This window comes from Variovorax sp. GW822-FHT04E09, from assembly GCF_058800845.1.
On record NZ_JBXAMR010000001.1, the window covers coordinates 60,839 to 79,122 of the forward strand.

Sequence of the window (18,284 nt, forward strand, 5' to 3'; positions counted from 1 at the left end):
CCTGGCCTTGGGCCACTCACAGGAGGAATGACCGCATGCATTTCAAGAAGATCCTCAAGACCACCGCGTTGACGTTCGGCGTGGCGCTGCCCATGGCCGCGGCCTGGGCCCAGTACGCCGGCCCGAGCTCGGTGCCGAACCTGACGGTCAAGCAGCTGATCGAGACCGGCCAGGACGACCAGCACGCCACGGTGCGCGGCTTCATCGTCTCGCACGACGGCGGCGAGCACTACACCTTTGCCGACGACACGGGGCGCCTGAAGGTCGAGATCGACGCCAAGTACTTCCCGCCGGGCGTGAAGATCGACGACAAGGTGCGCGTCGAGCTCAGCGGCGAGTTCGACAAGGACCGGCTCACCGGCAAGACCGAACTCGACGTCAAGCGCGTCATCACCGTCCTGCGCTGACCCCCGCCTTTTTCCCGAGCGCCTGCTCGACCTGGTCGAGCACGGCCTCGGGGGCGTGCAGCCAGTCCTTGGCCAGCACCTGCATCACCTGCCAGCCGAAAGCATCGAGGATGCGCGGACGCGAGACGTAGCGTTCCAGCACGTTGTGGCGCGTGCCTTCCTGCGCCGCACCGTCCACGAGGAGGCCCAGCGCATAGTGGCCCTGGCCCGCCGCGCGCACCGCGAGGTCGCAGCGAAAGCGCGACTGCCCCACCTGTTCGTCCACCGCATGGCCGCGTGCGCGCAGTGCCTGCGCGATCTGCGCCGTGACCTCGTCCGTACGCGCCTGCCGCGCCACGTGGCCGCGCGCCAGCGGGTTCATGCCTTCGAGCACGCGCCGCGCCGTGTCCTCGTCGCCGCGTGACAGGCACTCGGCATAGCGCAGGAAGTTCTTCAGCGCCGCTGCGCCCTCGTTGTGGTCGTTGGTGATCGCCTCGTGGCGGATGGTCGAGACCACCGCCATGTGGTGCTTGGCGCGGCTGAAGATCACGTTCAGGCGCTTCTCGCCGCCGCGCTGGTTGATGGGGCCGAAGTTCATCAGCATGCGGCCCTCGGGGTTGGGGCCGTAGCAGATGCTGAGGATGATGATGTCGCGCTCGTCGCCCTGCACGTTCTCCAGGTTCTTGATGAAGAGGCCGCAGAACTGGTCGTCTTCCTCGCGCACGTACTCGGCCTCCAGCCGCGCCGCAAAGTCGGCATCGACCGCGCCGAGCGCGTTCAGCTCTTCCTCGATCTCGCCCTGTTGCGCTTCCGAGAACGCCACGATCCCGAGGCTGCGCCCGGTCTCGCGCTTGAGCAGTTCGCGCACCAGCTGCGCGATGTGGCGCGCTTCGCCGTCGTTGATGCGGTTCTCGTACACCGCATCGGCCACGCGGTGGAAGCTGATGGCGCGCGAGAGCAGGGCGTCGACCTGCGCCTTCACGGACTCGTCGGTCGGGCTGCGCGACTGCACCACGATCTCGCCGCGTTCGGGCGCGGGCAGGCTGCGGTCGGGAATGGTGTACAGGTTGCCCGCGTAGAAGGCCGCGTTCGAAAAACCGATGAGCGATTCGTAGCGGCTGCGATAGTGCCAGGCCAGCAGCGTGGCCGGCAGGTTGCGCGCGCCCTGGTTCAGCAGGCTGTCGGCGTCGAGCACGACGGCGATGCGCTCGCCTTCCTCGCCGTTCTCCGCATCGTCGCCTGCCACCGACACGGTGTCTTCCTCGGCGTCGCGGCCCGACGAGAAGAAGCTCGTGGGCGGCAGCTGCATCTCGTCGCCCACCACGATGATCTGCGGCGCGCGGTACAGCGCGGGCACGGCTTCTTCGACCGGGATCTGGCTGGCCTCGTCGAAGATCACCACGTCGAACAGGTCGGCCGCGAGCGGCAGCGTGTCGGACACCGACAGCGGGCTCATGAGCCAGATCGGCTTCATGTCGCGCACCACGCGGCCGGTGTCGCCGCTGGCCAGTTCGCGGATCGCCTTGTAGCGCATGGTCTTGCCGAACTCGTGCTCGAGCTCGCGGCGGCCCGCGTTGTAGTTCTTCTTGAAGACCTTGCCGTCGGCGTCGAGCTGGCTGGCGGGCAGGGCGCTCTTTTGCACATGGTCGCGGAAGCGCTGGCGCACCGCGGCGGAGAGCGTGCGCGCGTTGCGTTCGAGCAGCTTGCGTTCGCTTTCGCCCAGGCGCTGCGCATGGCGCGCGAGCGTGGCGCCGTCGAAGCGCGGCAGCCAGCGCTCGGTGCGGTACACGCGCTCCAGCCCTTCGCGCGCGACGGCGTACTCGATGGCCTCGGGCGGTAGCGGCAGGGTGCGCAGCGCGGCGGCCACGGCCGGGTCGGCCTCGGCCAGTTCCTGCAGCGGCTGGAGCACCGACGGCAGCGCGTCGGCCTGGTCGCGCAGCGTGCGGGCCAGGGCGTCGAGCGCGTCCAGCGGTTGCGCGCCGGCGTCGTGCAGCAGGTCGCGCCAGAGGGCCTCGAGCGTGTCGACACGCGGTGCGGCGGCGACGAGCTGTTCGACGCTGCGGCGGCCCGCGTCGGTGCGCAGATGGGCCTGGAACGCCGCGCGCAGGCCGGCGCCGGCATCGATGCCGCGCATCGCCTGCAGCTGCTGCGCGAAGGCCTCGGCGTCGGTGCAGCCGTAGTCGGCCTCGAGGCGCGCCGCCTGCTGGTCGAGCGCGGTGCGCGCGGCCTGTTCGGCGCGCAGGTCTTCGAGGATCTGGCTGGGCTGCGGACGCACGGCATGGGCGGCGAAGTCGTAGCGGCGCTTGAGTTCGCCCGACAGGCGCCACCACGAGGGCTGCAGCCAGCGCAGCAGCGAGCCCTGCTGTGCGCGGGCCTGCGCCAGCGCGGCTTCGGTGTCGCCGGGCGAGAGCTTGTCGCGCCAGTGGGCGGTGCGCTGCAGCTGCGCGTCGAGCGCCTGCTGCAGCGTGCGTCTTTCGTTCAGTGCGTTGCCGAGCGCGAGGCTGCTCGGGTGCGCCGCGTCGAGCAGCGCCAGCTGGCCGCGCGCGGCCAGTGCCGCGACGCTGCGCGAATTGGCCACCACGGCGAGCGCATCGCGCCACAGCACGCCGGCCTCGGCCAGCGGTGGCCAGGCATCGACCAGCGCGTCGCGGCAGGGGGCGCTCAGGTCGATGGCGCGTTCGCTGCGCTCGACCAGCCGCGCCAGCGGTTTCTCCTGCGCCAGCAGCGAGGGCGCGAGCTGCGCGAACACATGCTGCGCGAAGCTGGGCGCGCCCAGGCTTTCGGTCACGGCCAGGTGCAGGCGCGACACCAGCTCCGCATGCCGGCGCCAAGCCGCGAAGGCGGGCAGTGCTTCGGCTTGCAGCGGTGTGAGCGACGGGTCGCCGGCCTTGAGCGCCACCAGCCGCGACAGCAGTTCGCGCAGCGTCACCGCGATGTGTTCGGGCACGTCGTGCATGGCGGCGTCGAAGCGCTCGAGCGCGCGCAGGTCGAGGTCCATGGCGTCGAGCACCTGCGTGCGCTCGGTGCTTTCCTGCGCCAGCGTGCCGGGCGCTTCGAGCCACAGCTCGTAGGTCTTGCGCAGGTTCTGCACGAAGGCCTTCTTGTCGCCCTGCGAGTCGTGGATCATGCAGCACAGCTCGTCCAGCCCCTGCTGGCGCAAGCGGTGGAACACGACGTCGATGGCGGCGCGCTTCTCGCACACGAAGAGCACACGCTGGCCGCGGCCCACGTAGTCGGCGATCAGGTTGGTGATGGTCTGCGACTTCCCCGTGCCCGGCGGGCCCTGGATGATGTAGCTGGTGCCGGTGCGCGCCAGCGCCACCGCGGCGGTCTGCGTGGCGTCGGCCTGCACCACGGGCCACTGGTCGGCCAGTGGCAGCGCGGGCGGCGTCTCGCCGTCGACGCGGCGCGGCTGCAGCGAGAACACGCGGTCGAAGGCCTCGCTCGCCAGGTCGGATTCGGCCAGCCCCGAGTAGTCGCGCACCAGCGACATCTTGCGGTGGTTGAAGTTGCCCAGCGTCACGGCCGTGAGGTCGATGTCCCACTGGTAGGGGTTGCCGCTGCTCTCGCGCAGCGCGAAGGTCTTGCGCTCGCTGTCGTCGACCGCCGTGGCCGCCATCTGCGGCGCGCGCGGCTGCGGCGGACCGCCGACGGCTTCGCGCACCGGCAGCGGCACGGGGCGCACGCGCGCATGGAACAGCTGCAGCCCGCGCGGGCGGAAGTCGTCCTGCGCGTAGCTGAAGTCTTGCGAGGCCACCGGCACCGCCGAGGGCGAGCGCATGCGCGTGCGGCGCTTGAACTGTTCGAGCCGCTGGCGCGCGCGCTGGTGCATCACGGCGATCTCGGGCTGCTTCACGAGCCGCAGCTGCACGCCGGGCTCGCTCTGCGCGATCTGCGCCGACAGCTGCGCGTGGAACTGCTCGAGCGAGGTCTCGCGCAGGTCCACCGTCTCGGGCAGCGCGATGCCGTAGAGCTGGCGCAGGTGGTGGCGCAGCGTGGGGTTCACTTGCGCCTCGCTGGCCGAGGCTTCGAGCAGGTACTGGTCGCGCACGCCTTTCTTGCGCGTCAGCTCCACCGGCAGCATCAGCAGCGGCGAGGCGATGCGCTCGGCGCGTTCGGCCTCGCCCTCCTTGAGGTTGTGCCAGCGCAGGAAGGCGATCACCAGCGACAGCTGCGAGAAGCCGTACTCGGCCCGGTCGCGCCGCGCCTCCTGCAGGATGCGGTCGAGCGCGCCGGGCAGGTAGGGCTGGTCTTCGAAGCGCAGCCAGCGCGCGAGTGGCACGGGGTCGCAGCTGGCGATGTCGGCGGCAAAGCGGCCGTCCCACACGCACAGCTGGTCGGTGCGGATGCTGTTCAGGTCGACCACCAGCGGCACGCTGGCGACGGTGAGGTTCACATGCGCCTGCGTCGGCTTGAAGTACAGCAGGCGGTTGCGCCGCGAGAGGTCGAACAGGCGGTCGCGCAGGTGCAGCTGGATCGCCTGGCGGCGCTGGCCCGCGCCGTCCCTTGCCGGCGCGATGCGGTCCAGCCCGAGGTCGACCGGCTGGTCGCGGTAGGTCTCGAGGCGGCGGATGACCGAGGGCAGGTCGCGTGCGCGTTCGTGGCGGTCGAGCGCGGTCATCTCGAAGATCACGGCGGCCACCACGGGGTGCAGCCGGCGGTTCAGCTCGAACAGGTTGCCGCGGTGCGTGGCAAAGCGGGTCAGGTCGTCGCCGTCGGTGAAGTCGAGCCCGCATGACAGGCTGGCCAGCACCTGGCCCAGGCACAGGATGTCGCCGAGCGCGTCGTGGTGGCCCAGGCGCAGTTCCCACGCGGCGTAGCCGGGCAGGTAGACGGGGCGCGTGGGCACGGTGTCGGGGCCGGCATCGGGCATCACCGCGAGGTTCTCGAGCGCGACGCCGGCTTCGGCATCGACGGTCAGGCGCGTTTCGCCGACCACGCGCAGCACGGAGGCGGCGGGTTGTTCGAGTGGCGCGATGGCCTCGGGATGGCGACGTGGTGCCGTGCCTTCAGGCTGGACGAGCGCCAGCGCGGGTTCGGCGGGCGCGTCGGTCACGCGGTAGGCGAAGGCGTTGCCGAGCGCGGCGACGTGGCCGAGTTCGTGCAGGGCCGAGACCTCGCGCAGCAGCGGCAGCACGAGCTTGAGCACGTCGTCGGTCTGCAGGCCGCCGTGGGCCTCGGCGGTGGCGAGCAGTTGCAGGAGCGGGGCGGGAGCGAGGGTCATGCGGCGGCGGCCTGCGAAGAAGATGTGGCGGCCCTGTCGAGCAGGGCGGCGGCGTCGCGTTTGACGCGGGTGAAGTTGCGTTTGGACAGACCCAGGTCCTTCAGCACGCGCTGTTCGAAGGGCGTGTCGCAGCCGAGTGCATCGGCCAGGCCCAAGGCGGCGGCGAGGGTGACGTCGTCCATCTCGGGATCGGCGGCGACGAAGTCGACCAGCACGCTGGCCAGGTAGTCGTGCAAGCCGGCGGGCGCGGGCTCGGGCAGCGGCATCGCCGACGTGGGCGGCGCGAAGTCGGGGAAGAAGCGGCGCGCATGCGCCAGCAGCGATTCCGACTGCAGCACGGGCCGCTGCAGAAGCTGCGCCAGGGTGCCGCGCGTGAGCGCGCTCACGCGCTGCTGGCCGAGCATGTCGAGTGTGGCCAGGTCGAGCGGACCTTCGAGCGCGGCGGCCAGCCATTTGTCGGCGTCGTGTTCGCGGCCGGCCCACAGGCGCAGCGCGCGGGCGCGCACGAACACCTCGGGGTGGCTCACGCCGCGCGTCTGCAGCGCCTTGTTGCCGGGATCGGCGCAGATCTCCTCCGCCTGCGCCAGGTAGCTCGCCACGTTGACCTGCGTGAGGCCGGTCTCGATCTTGATGAGCGCGCTCACGGCGGGCTCGAGCGCGCCGCAGGCCACGCAGCCGCCGCGGTCGGCAAAGGCCTCGGTGTACAGCGCATGGCGCCGCGCGGCCTGCAGGTGGCTCGCGTCGGCGCGCGGGTCGGCCGCGGTGGCGTGCAGCAGTCGATCGACCACGTGGTGCTTGCCGCCGTCGCGCTCCCACAGCAGGTAGTGCGCGAGCTCGTGGCCGAGCACGGCCTGCCGCTCAGGCGGCTGCAGCTTTTCGAGCAGCGGACCCGAGAGCACGATGTGCGCCTCGCCCGGCACGACGTAGATCGCGGCGTTCATGGCCGCGCCGTCGCCGGACGGGGCCTGGTAGAGCGTGATGCGCGCGGTGACGCCCAGCCGCTGCGCAGCCAGGGTGGCGTCGGCATGCAGGTCGGGGTGCGCGTCGGCATCGAGCCGGTAGGCGCTGCGCAGCAGCTCGGCGCGCATGGCGGCCGTGTGTTCTTCGCGCGCTTCGGCCGAAGCGGCCCAGCGCCAGGCCTCGGGTTCGTTCGCCTGGAGGTGGGCGGCCAGTGCCTGCTGGTAGGGCAGCGGCGTCAGGTCTTGGAGGCGAACGGCAGGGAAAGAGTCAACCATGTCAGGAGCGCCAGCAACAATGAGTTGCCGACGATCCTAAACGAGCGGGTGGTGTCGCTTGCAATCACCCACGATGTGGGTGATTGCGGGGGTCAACGCTTGGGCTTGAGCGTGACGATGAGCGACGGGAAGATGCGCCCGTCCGTGTCGCGCGGCAGCTTGTCGGTCTTGCGCAGGCCGCGTTCGGCCGCTTCGTCCCAGGCCGGCAGGCCGCTGGACTTGGCGAGCTTGACGCCGACGATGGTGCCGTCGGGTGCCAGCCGCACTTCGAACTCGGCCTCGGGGTTGCCGTTCACGCTGTCGGCATCGGGGAAGGTGATGTTCGGGCGTACGGCAGCGGCAATGCGGCCGGCATAGCCGCTGGACGGGCCGGACGAGCGCTGGGCGTTGCCCTTGGCATCGTCGCTGCCGCTGGCGCCCGCCAGGCCCTGCATGCGCTTGAGCGTCGCGGCGCGGTCGGCGGCGGCCTGCTTGGCGGCCGCCTCCGCCTTCTTCGCTTCGGCCTGCTTGGCTTCGGCTTCCTGCTGCTTCTTCTGCTCGGCCAGCTTCTTCTGCTGCTCTTTCTTGCGCTCGGCTTCGTCCTCGGCGCGCTCCTTGGCCTCGAGCTCCTTCTTCTTTTGCTGCTGCACGCGCTGCTGCTCGAGCTCGCGCTCCTTCTGCGCCTTCTGTTCCTTGAGCTTCTTCTCGCGCTCCAGCGCGATGTCGGGCGCAGGGGCGGGCGCCGGCTCGGGTGGCTTGACGGCCGGGGGAGGCGGCGGGGGCGGTGCGGGCGCAGGCGGCGGCGGTGCAGGCACGGGGGCCGGCGGCTCCGGCACCGACAGGCGCGGGGCGGCCTGCATCACCGTGGTGGACCACAGCTCGGCATCGACCGCGCCGTCGTCGGCTTCGCTGCGCCAGCGCACGCCCCAGGTGAGGGCGGCGATCAGCAGCGCATGGGCAATGAGGGCAAGCGCAACCGCGCGGGGCGTGCCGCGTTGCGGCGGCGGCGCGAACTCGGGGCGATCCAGGGCGAGCGACATGCCTTATTTGCCGCCCGTGGTCGTGACCGACAGCCCCACGCGCTCGATGCCGTTGCGCTTGAGCTGGTTCATCGCCTTCACGACGGTTTCGTACTTCACCGACTTGTCGGCGCTGATGACCACGGGGCGCTGGGCGTCGCCGCCTTGCGCGGCCTTGGCCGCCGAGCCGATCTGCGTCATGGGGATCGACGCGCCGCCGGTGCCGGTGGACGGGTCTTTCTTGATCTGCACTTCGTCGTCGCTCTTGATGACGATCTCGATGGGCTTGTCGGGCTGCTTGTTGGCGCGGTCGACCGTCGGCAGGTTGATCACGCTCGGCGTGATGAGCGGGGCCGTGACCATGAAGATGATCAGCAGCACCAGCATCACGTCGATGAACGGGACCATGTTGATCTCGTTGATCGTGCGGCGGCCGCGGCCGCGGGATGAAACGGCGGGCATGTCGTCGCGTCCTTTGTCTTGTGCGCGCCGCTCTTCAGCGGTTCGCGGCGGTGACCGAGGCGGCGGGCGTCACGGCGCCGGGGTTGGCCGAGAGGTTACGCTGCAGGATGTTGGAGAACTCTTCGATGTAGGTTTCCAGGGCGATGGCGATCTTGTCGATCTCGCGCGCGAAGCGGTTGTAGCCGACCACCGCAGGAATGGCGGCGAACAGGCCGATGGCCGTGGCCACCAGCGCTTCGGCGATGCCGGGCGCCACGGTGGCCAGCGTCACCTGCGTGAGGGCGGCCAGGCCGGTGAAGGCATGCATGATCCCCCAGACCGTGCCGAACAGGCCCACGTACGGCGACACCGAGCCGACGGTGGCCAGGAACGACAGGTTCTGCTCGGCCGCGTCGAGTTCGCGCTGGAAGCTCGCGCGCATGGCGCGGCGGGCGCCGTCGAGCAGCGTGGCCGCGTCGGTCACGTGGCGCTCGCGCAGCTTCTGGTACTCGCGCATGCCGGAGGCAAAGATGCGCTCCATGGGGCCGGCGAACTTGGCGTTCTGCGCCGCCGAGGCGAACAGCTCGTTCAGGCTGGTGCCCGACCAGAACTCGCGCTCGAAGTCGTCGTTGAGCACGCGGATGCGCTTGAGGGCGAAGTACTTGCGGATGATGGCGGCCCAGCTGGCGACCGACACGATCACCAGCAGCAGCACGACCAGTTGCACCACGAAGCTGGCGTGGAGCAGGAGATTGATGATGGAGAGATCTTGGTTCATGGCTTGAAAGGTTGAGTCATGGAGCCGCTGGAGTGCTCGAGGGTTCCCGAAACTTGGGCCGGAATGCGCGCAGGGCGCAAGGTGGCGGCGTCCACCCAGCCGATGCGGATCGTGCCTTCGCAAAGCAAGACCGGTGCCGCGGCCCCGGTGCGTTCTTGCTCTGTTTTTGATAGCACGCGCTGACCGATTATCAACGACGCAGTGCCCAGTTGCCGCAGCTCGGCTGTAACCAGCAGTTCGTCGTCCAGCCGCGAGGGCCGATGGTATTTGAGCTGCGTTTCGCTCACCACGAACTGGCCGCCGGTGGCTTCCTTGAGCTTGCGCTGCTCGACGCCCAGGGAGCGCAGCCACTCGGTGCGACCGCGCTCCATGAACTTCAGGTAGTTGGCGTAGAACACGATGCCGCCCGCATCGGTGTCTTCCCAGTAGACGCGGATCGGAAACTCGAAAGTCACTTGCATGCCTCCGTGCTTCGCACTGCGGCGCGAGCTTGCTTGGGGCGGCCCGGCGCTACGCTCATTGGGCGATCATGGCCCGCAGGCGCTCGACCGATTCCTGCAGGTGCGCCATCGAACTGGCGGTGGAAAAGCGCACGAACTTCGCGGTTTCGGCCGTGCCGAAGTCGCGGCCCGGCGTCACGGCCAGGTGGGCGCGCTTCATGGTCTCGAAGGCGAAGTCCCAGCTGCCCGAGATGCCGAGCTTGTCGGCCACGCTCGTGCAGTCGGCCCAGGCGTAGAAGGCGCCGTCGGGCACCACGGGCACGTTCAGGCCCAGCGCGTTCAGTTGTGGAATGAACCAGTCGCGGCGTGCCTTGAATTCGGCGCGGCGGCGTTCGTACTCGGTGATGCTCTCGGCCTCGAAGCAGGCCAGCGCGGCGTACTGCGACACCGTGCTCGCGCAGATGAAGAGGTTCTGCGCCAGGCGCTCGACCACCGGCACCAGCACTTCGGGCACCACCAGCCAGCCCAGGCGCCAGCCGGTCATGTTGAAGTACTTGCTGAAGCTGTTGATGCTGATGACGTTGTCGTCGATGGCCAGCGCCGTCTGCCCGAACGCATCGTCGTACGACAGGCCCAGGTAGATCTCGTCGATCAGCGTGATGCCGCCACGCTGCGACACCACCTCGTGGATGCGGCGCAGCTCGTCGGGCGCGATCGAGGTGCCGGTCGGGTTCGAGGGCGAGGCCAGCAGCACGCCGCGTGTCTTGTCGGTCCAGGCGGCCTCGACCTTGGCGGCGGTGAGCTGAAAGCGCTCCTCGGCCGTGGTCGGCACCAGCACGGCCTTGCCGTCCGCAGCGCTCACGAAGTGGCGGTTGCAGGGGTAGCTCGGGTCGGGCATCAGGATCTCGTCGCCCGATTCGATGAGCGCGAGGCAGGCCAGCTGCAGCGCGGCCGAGGCACCGGCCGTGACGACGATGCGGCGCGCCGGCACGTCGACATTGAAGCGCTGCTTGTACCAGCCGCTGATGCGCTCGCGCAGATGATCGAGGCCGGTGGCCTGCGTGTACTGCGTGGCGCCAGCGCGCACGGCGCGGGCCGCAGCTTCCTGCACGAGGGGCGGGGCGGTGAAGTCGGGCTCGCCGATGTTCAGGAAGATCATCGGACGGTCGGTGTGGGCCACTTCGCGGGCCAACACGCCGGCGGCTTTCGCCACCTCCATCACATAGAACGGTTCGATGCGCTGCGCGCGCGTCGAGATCCTCATGGGCGCGCCTTGCCGGTGGCCCGGTCGGCTTCCACTTCGAGCGGACGCAGCTGCGGCGCCAGGCCGTTGAGCACGGCGTTCACGTACTTGTGGCCGTCGGTGCCGCCGAATTCCTTGGCGAGTTCGATGCACTCGTTGAGCACCACGCGCCACGGCACGTCGGGGCAGTTCTGGAACTCGTACACGCCGATCCACATCACGGCGTGCTCGATGGGCGAGATCTCTGCGAACTTGCGGTCCAGCAGCGGCAGGATCAGCGCGTCGAGCTGTTCGGCACCGTTGATCGAGCCGTGCAGCAGCGCGTCGTAGTGCGCCGCGTCGGCCTTGTGGAAGCCCGCGAGGTCGCGCGTGAAGTGGTCGATGTCGGTCGGGTCGTTGCGGCCCACCAGGTGCTGGTAGAGCGCCTGCAGCGCGAACTCGCGTGCGCGGCTGCGGTTCGACTTGGCCGCGGCCTTGCGTGCGCCCGTGCTGGTGAGGCCGGTGCGCGACTGGCGGGGCTTGGCGGACTTGGAGGTGTCTTCGGTCATGAAAGGGTGGCCAGCAGTTGTGCCATCTCGACCGCCACCTGGGCTGCGTCGCGGCCCTTGTCGGTCTGACGGGCGACGGCCTGTTCGAGGTTTTCGGTCGTGAGGATCGCGTTGGCGATGGGCAGGCGGTAGTCGAGCGCGACGCGGCTCACGCTCGCGCCCGATTCGTTGGCCACCAGTTCGAAGTGGTAGGTCTCGCCGCGGATGATGCAGCCCAGCGCCACGAGCGCGTGGTAGCCGCCGCGCTCGGCGAGCGCCTGCAGTGCCACGGGCACTTCGAGCGCGCCGGGCACCTGCACATGATGGATGTCGGACGCGGCCACGCCGAGCGCCTCGAGCTCCGACAGGCAGGCCGTGGCCAGTGCGTCGGTGATGTCGGCGTTGAAGCGCGCCTGCACGATGCCGATGCGCAGGCCTTTGCCGTTGAGCGTGATCTCGCCCTTGTTGGAACCTTGCATGGTCGTTCAGTCTTTCGTGAGGTAACCGGCGATCTCGAGGCCGAAGCCGGCGGCCATGCTCGGCATGCGACGCGGCGCGCCGAGCAGGTTCATCTTGTGCACGCCGCATTCGCGCAGGATCTGCGCGCCGATGCCGTAGTTGCGCAGGTCCATGCGACCGCGCTCGGGCGCTTGCGCGGGGCGCGCGGTGCCGTCGAACTGCGCGAGCAGCTCGGCCGCGGTTTCGCCGCAGTTCAGCAGCACGGCCACGCCCTTGCCTTCGTTCGCGATGTGCGAGAGGCTGGCGTCCAGGCTCCAGGAGTGCATCGGGCGGTTGACTTCGAGCGCGTCGAGCACCGACAGCGGCTCGTGCACGCGCACCGACACCGTGTCTTCAGGCGCCCACTGGCCGCGCACCAACGCGAGGTGCACGCCGCGGCTGGGCTTGTCGACGAAGGCGTGGGCCGTGAAGACGCCCCAGTTGGTCTGGATCTCGCGGCAGCCGACTTTTTCGACCAGCGATTCGACGCGGCTGCGGTGCTCGATGAGCGCGGCGATGGTGCCGATCTTGAGGCCGTGCTCGGCCGCGAAGATCTGCAGGTCGGGCAGGCGGGCCATCGTGCCGTCTTCGTTCATCACCTCGCAGATCACCGAGGCAGGCGAGCAGCCGGCCATGGCGGCCAGGTCGCAGCCGGCTTCGGTGTGGCCGGCGCGCATGAGCACGCCGCCGTCCACCGCCTGCAGCGGGAAGATGTGGCCGGGCTGCACCAGGTCGGCGGCCACGGCGTTGCGCGCCACGGCGGCCTGCACGGTGCGGGCGCGGTCGGCGGCCGAGATGCCGGTGGTCACGCCTTCGGCGGCCTCGATGGAGACGGTGAAGGCCGTGGAATGCTTGGCGCCGTTGCGCTGGACCATCGGCGGCAGCTGCAACCGCTCGCACATCTCGCGCGAGAGCGTGAGGCAGATCAGGCCGCGCGCGTGACGGGCCATGAAGTTGATGGCTTCGGCGGTGATGTGGTCGGCGGCGATGACGATGTCGCCTTCGTTCTCGCGGTCTTCCTCGTCCACGAGGATGACCATGCGACCGGCGGCCAGCTCGGCCACGATGTCTTCGACCGGGGAGATCGGTGCGGGTGCACGGTCGGCGCGCGGGGCGCCGATCGGCGTGACGGAGGCGTTCATTTCGAAGTGTCCTTGGGAGACGTGGAAGACGTCAGAGAGGGGGTGAGCATGCCGGCCTGAAGCATGCGCTCCACGTAGCGCGCCACGGTGTCGATTTCGAGGTTGACCTTCGAGCCGGCCTTCAGGCCGCCGAGGGAGGTGTTTTCCACGGTGTGCGGGATCAGGTTGATGCTGACTTCGGCGCCATCGGCGATGTCGCTCACGCTGTTGACCGTGAGGCTCACGCCGTTGATGGTGATCGAGCCCTTGTAGGCCAGGAAGCGCGCCAGCGCGGGCGGTGCGACCACGCGCAGCTCCCAGCTTTCGCCGACCGGCGCGAAGAAGCTCACGTGGCCGATGCCGTCCACGTGGCCCGAGACGATGTGGCCGCCGAGGCGGTCGCTCGCGCGCAGGGCCTTCTCGAGGTTGATGCGGCTGCCTTCGTCGGTCAGGCCGGCCGTCTTGTCGAGGGACTCCGCGGAAATGTCGATGGTGAATTGCCCGCGTTCAGGTGCGAGCGTGGTGACCGTCATGCAGGCGCCGTTGAGCGCGATGCTGTCGCCGAGCCCGACGTCGTCGAGGTAGCCGTCGGGCACCTCGATGCTGAGTCGCTTGCCGTAGGAGGAGGAGGTGCCGAGGTCGTGGATGGCGGCGATGCGCCCCACGCCGGTGATGATTCCGGTGAACATTTCCACATTTTCGCAGACATCGAGGGGTCTTCGGCCCGAAGGGCCGGTTTGCGGCTGCGAATGTGCCGCGCCGCGTGGGCGGCGGCTCAGAAGCGGTCGCGGCCGGCGACGCGCGCGACGATGCGCAGGTCGGGCCCCAGCATGTCCACCGACTTGAATTCGAGCGGCAGCGCGCCCGCCAGCGAGGTGAGCGGGCCCTCGGCGTGCAGGTGGCTGGCGATGTCGAGCCCGCTGCCGATCAGCTTGGGCGCCAGGTACACCAGCAGCTCGTCCACGCAGCCTTCGCGCAGCAGCGAGCCGTTGAGCTTGTGGCCCGATTCGACATGCAGCTCGTTGACGCCGCGCGCCGCGAGGTCCTTGAGCATCGCGGGCAGGTCGACCTTGCCGTGCAGGTTGGGCAGGCAGGTGATGGTGGCACCGCGGGCTTCGAGCGCGGCCGCCTTTTCTTCGTTGTGCCGGCTGGCGGCGTAGATCCAGACGGCGCGGCCAGCTATGAAAATGTGAGCGTCGGGCGAGGTCTGGAGGTGGCTGTCGACCACCACGAGGTGGGGCTGGCGCGGTGTGTCGACCAGGCGCACGTCCAGGCGCGGGTTGTCTTCGAGCAGCGTGCCGACGCCGGTCAGCACCGCACCGGTGCGGGCCCGCCAGGCGTGGCCGTCGGCGCGCGCGGCCTCGCCGGTGATCCACTGGCTCACGCCGTTGTGCAGGCCGGTGCGGCCGTCGATCGAGGCGGCGATCTTCATTCGAACCCAGGGCTGCTGGCGGATCATGCGGCTGAAGAAGCCGATGTTGAGCTCGCGGGATTCGTCGGCGCCCGGTCCGACCTCGACCTCGACGCCCGCCGCACGCAGGCGCTCGAAGCCTTGTCCCGCCACGAGCGGGTTCGGGTCGGCGAGCGAGGCCACGACGCGGCGCACGCCGGCGGCGACCAGTGCGTCGCAGCAGGGGCCGGTGCGGCCGTGGTGAGAGCAGGGTTCGAGCGTGACGTAGGCGGTGGCGCCCGCGGTCGAATGGCCCTGGGCCTGCGCGTCGCGCAGCGCCATCACCTCGGCATGCGGGCCGCCGGCTTGTTGGGTGTGGCCCTGTCCGATCACATGGCCGTCGGCGTCGCACAGCACGCAGCCGACGCGCGGATTCGGGTCGGTCAGGCGGATCGCGGAGGCGGCCAGCCGCAGAGCGGTCGCGATGTGTTCGGAAGAGGGCATGGGTACGGAGCGAAAAAGGCTGCGCGGGTCGGCGCGCCGCTCAGATATCGCGCAGCAGCTGCCGGAACTCGTCCACGTCCTCGAAGCTGCGGTACACCGAGGCAAAGCGCACGTAGGCGACCTTGTCGAGTTTCTTGAGTTCGCGCATCACGAGCTCGCCGACCTTCGTCGAGTCGATTTCGCGCAGGCCGCTGGCCAGGAGTTTCTGTTCGATGCGCAGCAGGGCGTTGTCGATCTGCTCGATGCTCACGGGGCGCTTGCGCAGCGCCAGCATCATCGAGGCGCGCACCTTGGTCGAGTCGAAGTCGGCGCGGCTGCCGTCCTTCTTGACCACGACGGGGAAGTTGACGTCGGGGCGCTCATACGTGGTGAAGCGTTTGTCGCAGGCGCTGCACTGGCGGCGCCTGCGGACGAAGTCGGCGTCTTCCGAAACGCGGGTCTCGACGACCTGCGTTTCGAGATGACCGCAAAAAGGGCATTTCATGCGGCCAGTGCTTCTCTTCTTCTGATTACGAAATCAACGGTAGACAGGGAAGCGGCTCGTCAAGGCGTGGACCTTGGCGCGCACCGCGTCGATGTTCGCCGCGTCGCGCGGGTTCTCGAGCACGTCGGCCACCAGGTTCGCCGTGATGCGGGCCTCTTCGTCCTTGAAGCCGCGGGTGGTCATGGCGGGGGTGCCGATGCGCACGCCGCTGGTGACCATCGGCTTTTCCGGGTCGTTGGGGATCGCGTTCTTGTTGATCGTCATGTGGGCGGCGCCCAGCACGGCTTCGGCTTCCTTGCCGGTGATGCCCTTGGAACGCAGGTCGACCAGCATGACGTGGCTTTCGGTGCGTCCGCTCACGATGCGCAGGCCGCGCGCGGTGAGGGTGTCGGCCACGATCTGGGCGTTCTTGACCACCTGTTGCTGGTAGGCCTTGAACTCGGGCGTCAGGGCTTCCTTGAACGCGACGGCCTTGGCGGCGATCACGTGCATCAGCGGGCCGCCTTGCAGGCCGGGGAAGATGGCGCTGTTGATCGCCTTCTCGTGCTGCGACTTCATCAGGATGATGCCGCCGCGCGGGCCGCGCAGGCTCTTGTGCGTGGTCGAGGTCACGATGTCGGCGTGCGGCACCGGGTTCGGGTACACGCCCGCGGCCACGAGGCCGGCGTAGTGGGCGATGTCGACCATGAAGATCGCGCCGACGTCCTTGGCGACCTTGGCGAAGCGCTCGAAGTCGATGTGCAGCGAGTAGGCCGAGGCGCCCGCGATGATCAGCTTGGGCATGTGCTCATGTGCCTTGCGTTCCATTGCGTCGTAGTCGATGGCTTCGTTGGCGTCCAGGCCGTAGCTCACCACGTTGAACCACTTGCCGCTCATGTTGAGAGGCATGCCGTGGGTCAGGTGACCGCCTTCGGCCAGGCTCATGCCCATGATGGTGTCGCCGGGCTTCAGGAAGGCGAGCATCACGGCTTCGTTGGCCGAGGCACCGCAGTGCGGCTGCACGTTGGCGGCGTCGGCGCCGAAGATCTGCTTGACGCGGTCGATGGCCAGTTGCTCGGCCACGTCGACGTGCTCGCAGCCGCCGTAATAGCGCTTGCCCGGGTAGCCTTCGGCGTACTTATTAGTGAGCTGCGAGCCCTGGGCGGCCATGACGGCCGGCGAGGCGTAGTTCTCGCTGGCGATCAGCTCGATGTGGTGTTCCTGGCGCGCGTTTTCGGCTTGAATCGCAGCCCAGATTTCGGGATCGGTCTGTTCGACCAGGATATTGCGTTGGTACATGGCAGTCCTTTGAAGACGAGGTCCTTGTTCAACCAAACAAGGGCTGCCCAGGCGAACGGCTGAACGCCTGTTGTGGCCAGGCGGCACGCTTCCCAGTGGTATTCCACGTCAGCGCGTGGCACCTTTTTCAGGGTGCTGCGCCTATCGCCAGTCGCGTACAGGCCGAGTGTAGCGCAGGCCCGCACGCATCCGGGCCGGGAAGGCTGGCAAGGCCTCAGGAAACTGCGGAGAGCAGGGCGACCTTGGCCGGCTCGCTGCCGGTGGCAGGCTCTTCACCCACGGGCTTGGCCGGCGCCACGACCGGAATCGGCTGTGCGCGCGCCGTGGTCGGCGGCGGCACGACCATCGTCGACGGCGCGCGGCCGGCGGCAACCTGGCGCAGGCGCTCGTGCTCGGCCAGCACCTTGGCGGCATAGCCGCCGTCGTCGTCGAGGTTGGCGGCGCCCACGTAGTAGCGCAGGCCGCCTTCGAGCGAGCCGGCGCGGGCGATGCATTCCTGCAGCACCTTCACGCCGACGCGCATGTTGGTCACGGGGTCGAAGGCGGTGAGCGTGCCGCCCGCGCTTTCGTACTTGTCGCCGTGCACGCGGGTCATGACCTGCATCAGGCCCTGGGCGCCGACGTGGCTTTGCGCGAACGGGTTGAAGCTGGACTCGATGGCCATGATGGCCAGGATCAGCGTCGGGTCGAGCTTGGTGCGCTTGCCGATCTGGTAGGCCTCGGAGACCAGCACGCTCAGCGGCTCGGCCGCGACGCGGTATTTCTTGCTGAGCCAGTAGGCCACCGCCGCCTGCTGCTTGGGCAGCTCGTCGGGGCTCGCGGCCGTGGTCCGCTCGATGGCGGTCGGCTCGAGGTCCGTGGGTTCGGGCGCGGGCTTGCGCGACTGCAGCCAGCCCATCAGTTGTTCCTCACCGGTCTTGCGCAGGTCGGGGCGCGCCACGAGGGCGAGGGCCGCGAACACGATGGCCAGGCCGACCAGCGCAAACCCGTTGTGGGTGATTTCAAAAAAGCCGTCTGCCACATCGGACACGAAGGTCCGTAGCCCGCGGGCTGTGGCATCAAACGCCTTGCTCATCGCTTTTTTCCTTTCTGTGCGGCACCTAGCATGCAGCGCCTGAAAGGGCGGTGGATGAAGGCAGCGGCGCTTGGATTGGTATGTACGAATCAGGCTCCGCGCATGGAGGGGGTGTGGGGTAGGGAGCGCGGCGGCCTGATCACGCCGGTGGAATTCGGCAGCGGATTCAGGGAGGCCCTGCTGCGTCCGGCAGCAAGGGCAGGCGGGATTCTATCGTGGCTAAATACACGGTCAAGCATAAGGATTTGGTTTCATATGTTAATAAGTGCTTGAAGAATCCCCCCGTCCGAGGGGCTTCCAAGGGGAGCGGGCCTACGGGAAATCCCTTGGAAAAGGGATTTGCAAAGGAAGGGTGAGACGCCTAATCTGGACGGGCCTGAGGTTTCAGGCGTTTTTCCGAAGTCAGGCAGTCCGAGGTGCAAGTCAAGGACTCGAACGATGGAGGACTCCACGGCGGCAATCTCTTGCTGCCAGCACGGCGGGAACCATTACTTCCGGTCGCGCGAATCGATGGCATGGGTTTTGAGCCCGCCATCAAGCCCGGTGACAAGACACTTCGTCGACTCACCGGGCTTTCTTGTTTTCGGGGCGCGCACTTTCGGCCTATCCATGCCGGCGGTGATTGCCTTCGCATCACAACGCCTCGCCAAAAGGGAACGCAT

General features: G+C 68.9%; 16 protein-coding genes and 1 riboswitch. Of the genes, 1 reads left to right on the forward strand and 15 read right to left on the reverse strand.

Annotated elements, in window-relative coordinates:
- Positions 1-35: 35 nt before the first annotated feature.
- On the forward strand, positions 36-407 hold the full coding sequence (locus AC1RL8_RS00280) for a YgiW/YdeI family stress tolerance OB fold protein (protein ID WP_083259096.1): 372 nt from the start codon (positions 36-38) through the stop codon (positions 405-407).
- Here the strand turns inward: AC1RL8_RS00280 and AC1RL8_RS00285 are convergent.
- The 15 genes from AC1RL8_RS00285 to AC1RL8_RS00355 all read right to left on the reverse strand — a co-directional run bounded on the left by AC1RL8_RS00285 (position 391) and on the right by AC1RL8_RS00355 (position 17,622).
- A complete protein-coding gene (locus AC1RL8_RS00285) occupies positions 391-5,610 on the reverse strand; it encodes an AAA domain-containing protein (RefSeq protein WP_492685482.1) in 5,220 nt (1,739 codons plus the stop codon). The two genes, AC1RL8_RS00280 and AC1RL8_RS00285, sit on opposite strands and share 17 nt — an antisense overlap.
- Entirely contained in the window at positions 5,607-6,845 is a 1,239-nt protein-coding gene (locus AC1RL8_RS00290; protein WP_492685483.1) for a M48 family metalloprotease, read from the reverse strand. The genes AC1RL8_RS00285 and AC1RL8_RS00290 overlap by 4 nt, the downstream gene beginning before the upstream one ends.
- 92 nt (positions 6,846-6,937) lie before the next feature.
- The gene (tolA, locus tag AC1RL8_RS00295) at positions 6,938-7,864 is read right to left on the reverse strand and encodes a cell envelope integrity protein TolA (RefSeq protein WP_159277190.1); all 927 of its coding nucleotides are present in this window, start codon (positions 7,862-7,864) and stop codon (positions 6,938-6,940) included.
- Positions 7,865-7,867: 3 nt separating this feature from the next.
- Positions 7,868-8,305 carry an ExbD/TolR family protein gene (locus AC1RL8_RS00300; RefSeq protein ID WP_492685484.1) on the reverse strand — a complete coding sequence of 146 codons (438 nt, stop codon included), beginning with the start codon at positions 8,303-8,305 and terminating at the stop codon, positions 7,868-7,870.
- Positions 8,306-8,339: 34 nt separating this feature from the next.
- A complete protein-coding gene (tolQ, locus tag AC1RL8_RS00305; protein WP_070060387.1) occupies positions 8,340-9,062 on the reverse strand; it encodes a protein TolQ in 723 nt (240 codons plus the stop codon).
- The gene (gene ybgC, locus AC1RL8_RS00310) at positions 9,059-9,517 is read right to left on the reverse strand and encodes a tol-pal system-associated acyl-CoA thioesterase (RefSeq protein ID WP_062481580.1); all 459 of its coding nucleotides are present in this window, start codon (positions 9,515-9,517) and stop codon (positions 9,059-9,061) included. The genes tolQ and ybgC overlap by 4 nt, the downstream gene beginning before the upstream one ends.
- A 61-nt stretch (positions 9,518-9,578) precedes the next feature.
- Positions 9,579-10,766, reverse strand: coding sequence for a pyridoxal phosphate-dependent aminotransferase (locus tag AC1RL8_RS00315; protein ID WP_492685485.1), 1,188 nt, complete (start codon positions 10,764-10,766; stop codon positions 9,579-9,581).
- The gene (gene nusB, locus AC1RL8_RS00320; RefSeq protein ID WP_062481565.1) at positions 10,763-11,293 is read right to left on the reverse strand and encodes a transcription antitermination factor NusB; all 531 of its coding nucleotides are present in this window, start codon (positions 11,291-11,293) and stop codon (positions 10,763-10,765) included. The genes AC1RL8_RS00315 and nusB overlap by 4 nt, the downstream gene beginning before the upstream one ends.
- On the reverse strand, positions 11,290-11,751 hold the full coding sequence (ribH, locus tag AC1RL8_RS00325; RefSeq protein ID WP_070060391.1) for a 6,7-dimethyl-8-ribityllumazine synthase: 462 nt from the start codon (positions 11,749-11,751) through the stop codon (positions 11,290-11,292). Before ribH ends, nusB begins: the two co-directional genes overlap by 4 nt.
- 6 nt (positions 11,752-11,757) lie before the next feature.
- Positions 11,758-12,912 (reverse strand): bifunctional 3,4-dihydroxy-2-butanone-4-phosphate synthase/GTP cyclohydrolase II, encoded by a 1,155-nt coding sequence (ribBA, locus tag AC1RL8_RS00330; protein WP_492685486.1) that lies wholly within the window; start codon positions 12,910-12,912, stop codon positions 11,758-11,760.
- Positions 12,909-13,580 (reverse strand): riboflavin synthase, encoded by a 672-nt coding sequence (locus AC1RL8_RS00335; RefSeq protein WP_492685487.1) that lies wholly within the window; start codon positions 13,578-13,580, stop codon positions 12,909-12,911. The genes ribBA and AC1RL8_RS00335 overlap by 4 nt, the downstream gene beginning before the upstream one ends.
- A gap of 86 nt (positions 13,581-13,666) precedes the next feature.
- A complete protein-coding gene (ribD, locus tag AC1RL8_RS00340; protein ID WP_492685488.1) occupies positions 13,667-14,785 on the reverse strand; it encodes a bifunctional diaminohydroxyphosphoribosylaminopyrimidine deaminase/5-amino-6-(5-phosphoribosylamino)uracil reductase RibD in 1,119 nt (372 codons plus the stop codon).
- A gap of 40 nt (positions 14,786-14,825) precedes the next feature.
- Positions 14,826-15,269 carry a transcriptional regulator NrdR gene (nrdR, locus tag AC1RL8_RS00345; RefSeq protein WP_007836918.1) on the reverse strand — a complete coding sequence of 148 codons (444 nt, stop codon included), beginning with the start codon at positions 15,267-15,269 and terminating at the stop codon, positions 14,826-14,828.
- 33 nt (positions 15,270-15,302) lie between these two features.
- Positions 15,303-16,547: a serine hydroxymethyltransferase gene (gene glyA / locus AC1RL8_RS00350; RefSeq protein ID WP_139705484.1), complete on the reverse strand. Its 1,245-nt coding sequence runs from the start codon at positions 16,545-16,547 to the stop codon at positions 15,303-15,305.
- A 38-nt stretch (positions 16,548-16,585) separates the two neighbouring features.
- Positions 16,586-16,712: riboswitch (ZMP/ZTP riboswitch) on the reverse strand.
- 49 nt (positions 16,713-16,761) lie between these two features.
- Positions 16,762-17,622 carry a lytic transglycosylase domain-containing protein gene (locus AC1RL8_RS00355; RefSeq protein ID WP_492685489.1) on the reverse strand — a complete coding sequence of 287 codons (861 nt, stop codon included), beginning with the start codon at positions 17,620-17,622 and terminating at the stop codon, positions 16,762-16,764.
- Positions 17,623-18,284: the final 662 nt, after the last annotated feature.

What these genes read in the sequence shown, in the direction of transcription:
- ribD (WP_492685488.1), bottom strand. Translation starts at nt 14,785, where the DNA reads ATGCCCTCTTCCGAACACATCGCGACCGCTCTGCGGCTGGCCGCCTCC.
- tolA (WP_159277190.1), bottom strand. Translation starts at nt 7,864, where the DNA reads ATGTCGCTCGCCCTGGATCGCCCCGAGTTCGCGCCGCCGCCGCAACGC.
- AC1RL8_RS00300 (WP_492685484.1), bottom strand. Translation starts at nt 8,305, where the DNA reads ATGCCCGCCGTTTCATCCCGCGGCCGCGGCCGCCGCACGATCAACGAG.
- AC1RL8_RS00355 (WP_492685489.1), bottom strand. Translation starts at nt 17,622, where the DNA reads ATGAGCAAGGCGTTTGATGCCACAGCCCGCGGGCTACGGACCTTCGTG.
- AC1RL8_RS00315 (WP_492685485.1), bottom strand. Translation starts at nt 10,766, where the DNA reads ATGAGGATCTCGACGCGCGCGCAGCGCATCGAACCGTTCTATGTGATG.
- AC1RL8_RS00280 (WP_083259096.1), top strand. Translation starts at nt 36, where the DNA reads ATGCATTTCAAGAAGATCCTCAAGACCACCGCGTTGACGTTCGGCGTG.
- tolQ (WP_070060387.1), bottom strand. Translation starts at nt 9,062, where the DNA reads ATGAACCAAGATCTCTCCATCATCAATCTCCTGCTCCACGCCAGCTTC.
- glyA (WP_139705484.1), bottom strand. Translation starts at nt 16,547, where the DNA reads ATGTACCAACGCAATATCCTGGTCGAACAGACCGATCCCGAAATCTGG.
- AC1RL8_RS00290 (WP_492685483.1), bottom strand. Translation starts at nt 6,845, where the DNA reads ATGGTTGACTCTTTCCCTGCCGTTCGCCTCCAAGACCTGACGCCGCTG.
- ribH (WP_070060391.1), bottom strand. Translation starts at nt 11,751, where the DNA reads ATGCAAGGTTCCAACAAGGGCGAGATCACGCTCAACGGCAAAGGCCTG.
- AC1RL8_RS00285 (WP_492685482.1), bottom strand. Translation starts at nt 5,610, where the DNA reads ATGACCCTCGCTCCCGCCCCGCTCCTGCAACTGCTCGCCACCGCCGAG.
- AC1RL8_RS00335 (WP_492685487.1), bottom strand. Translation starts at nt 13,580, where the DNA reads ATGTTCACCGGAATCATCACCGGCGTGGGGCGCATCGCCGCCATCCAC.
- ribBA (WP_492685486.1), bottom strand. Translation starts at nt 12,912, where the DNA reads ATGAACGCCTCCGTCACGCCGATCGGCGCCCCGCGCGCCGACCGTGCA.
- nusB (WP_062481565.1), bottom strand. Translation starts at nt 11,293, where the DNA reads ATGACCGAAGACACCTCCAAGTCCGCCAAGCCCCGCCAGTCGCGCACC.
- nrdR (WP_007836918.1), bottom strand. Translation starts at nt 15,269, where the DNA reads ATGAAATGCCCTTTTTGCGGTCATCTCGAAACGCAGGTCGTCGAGACC.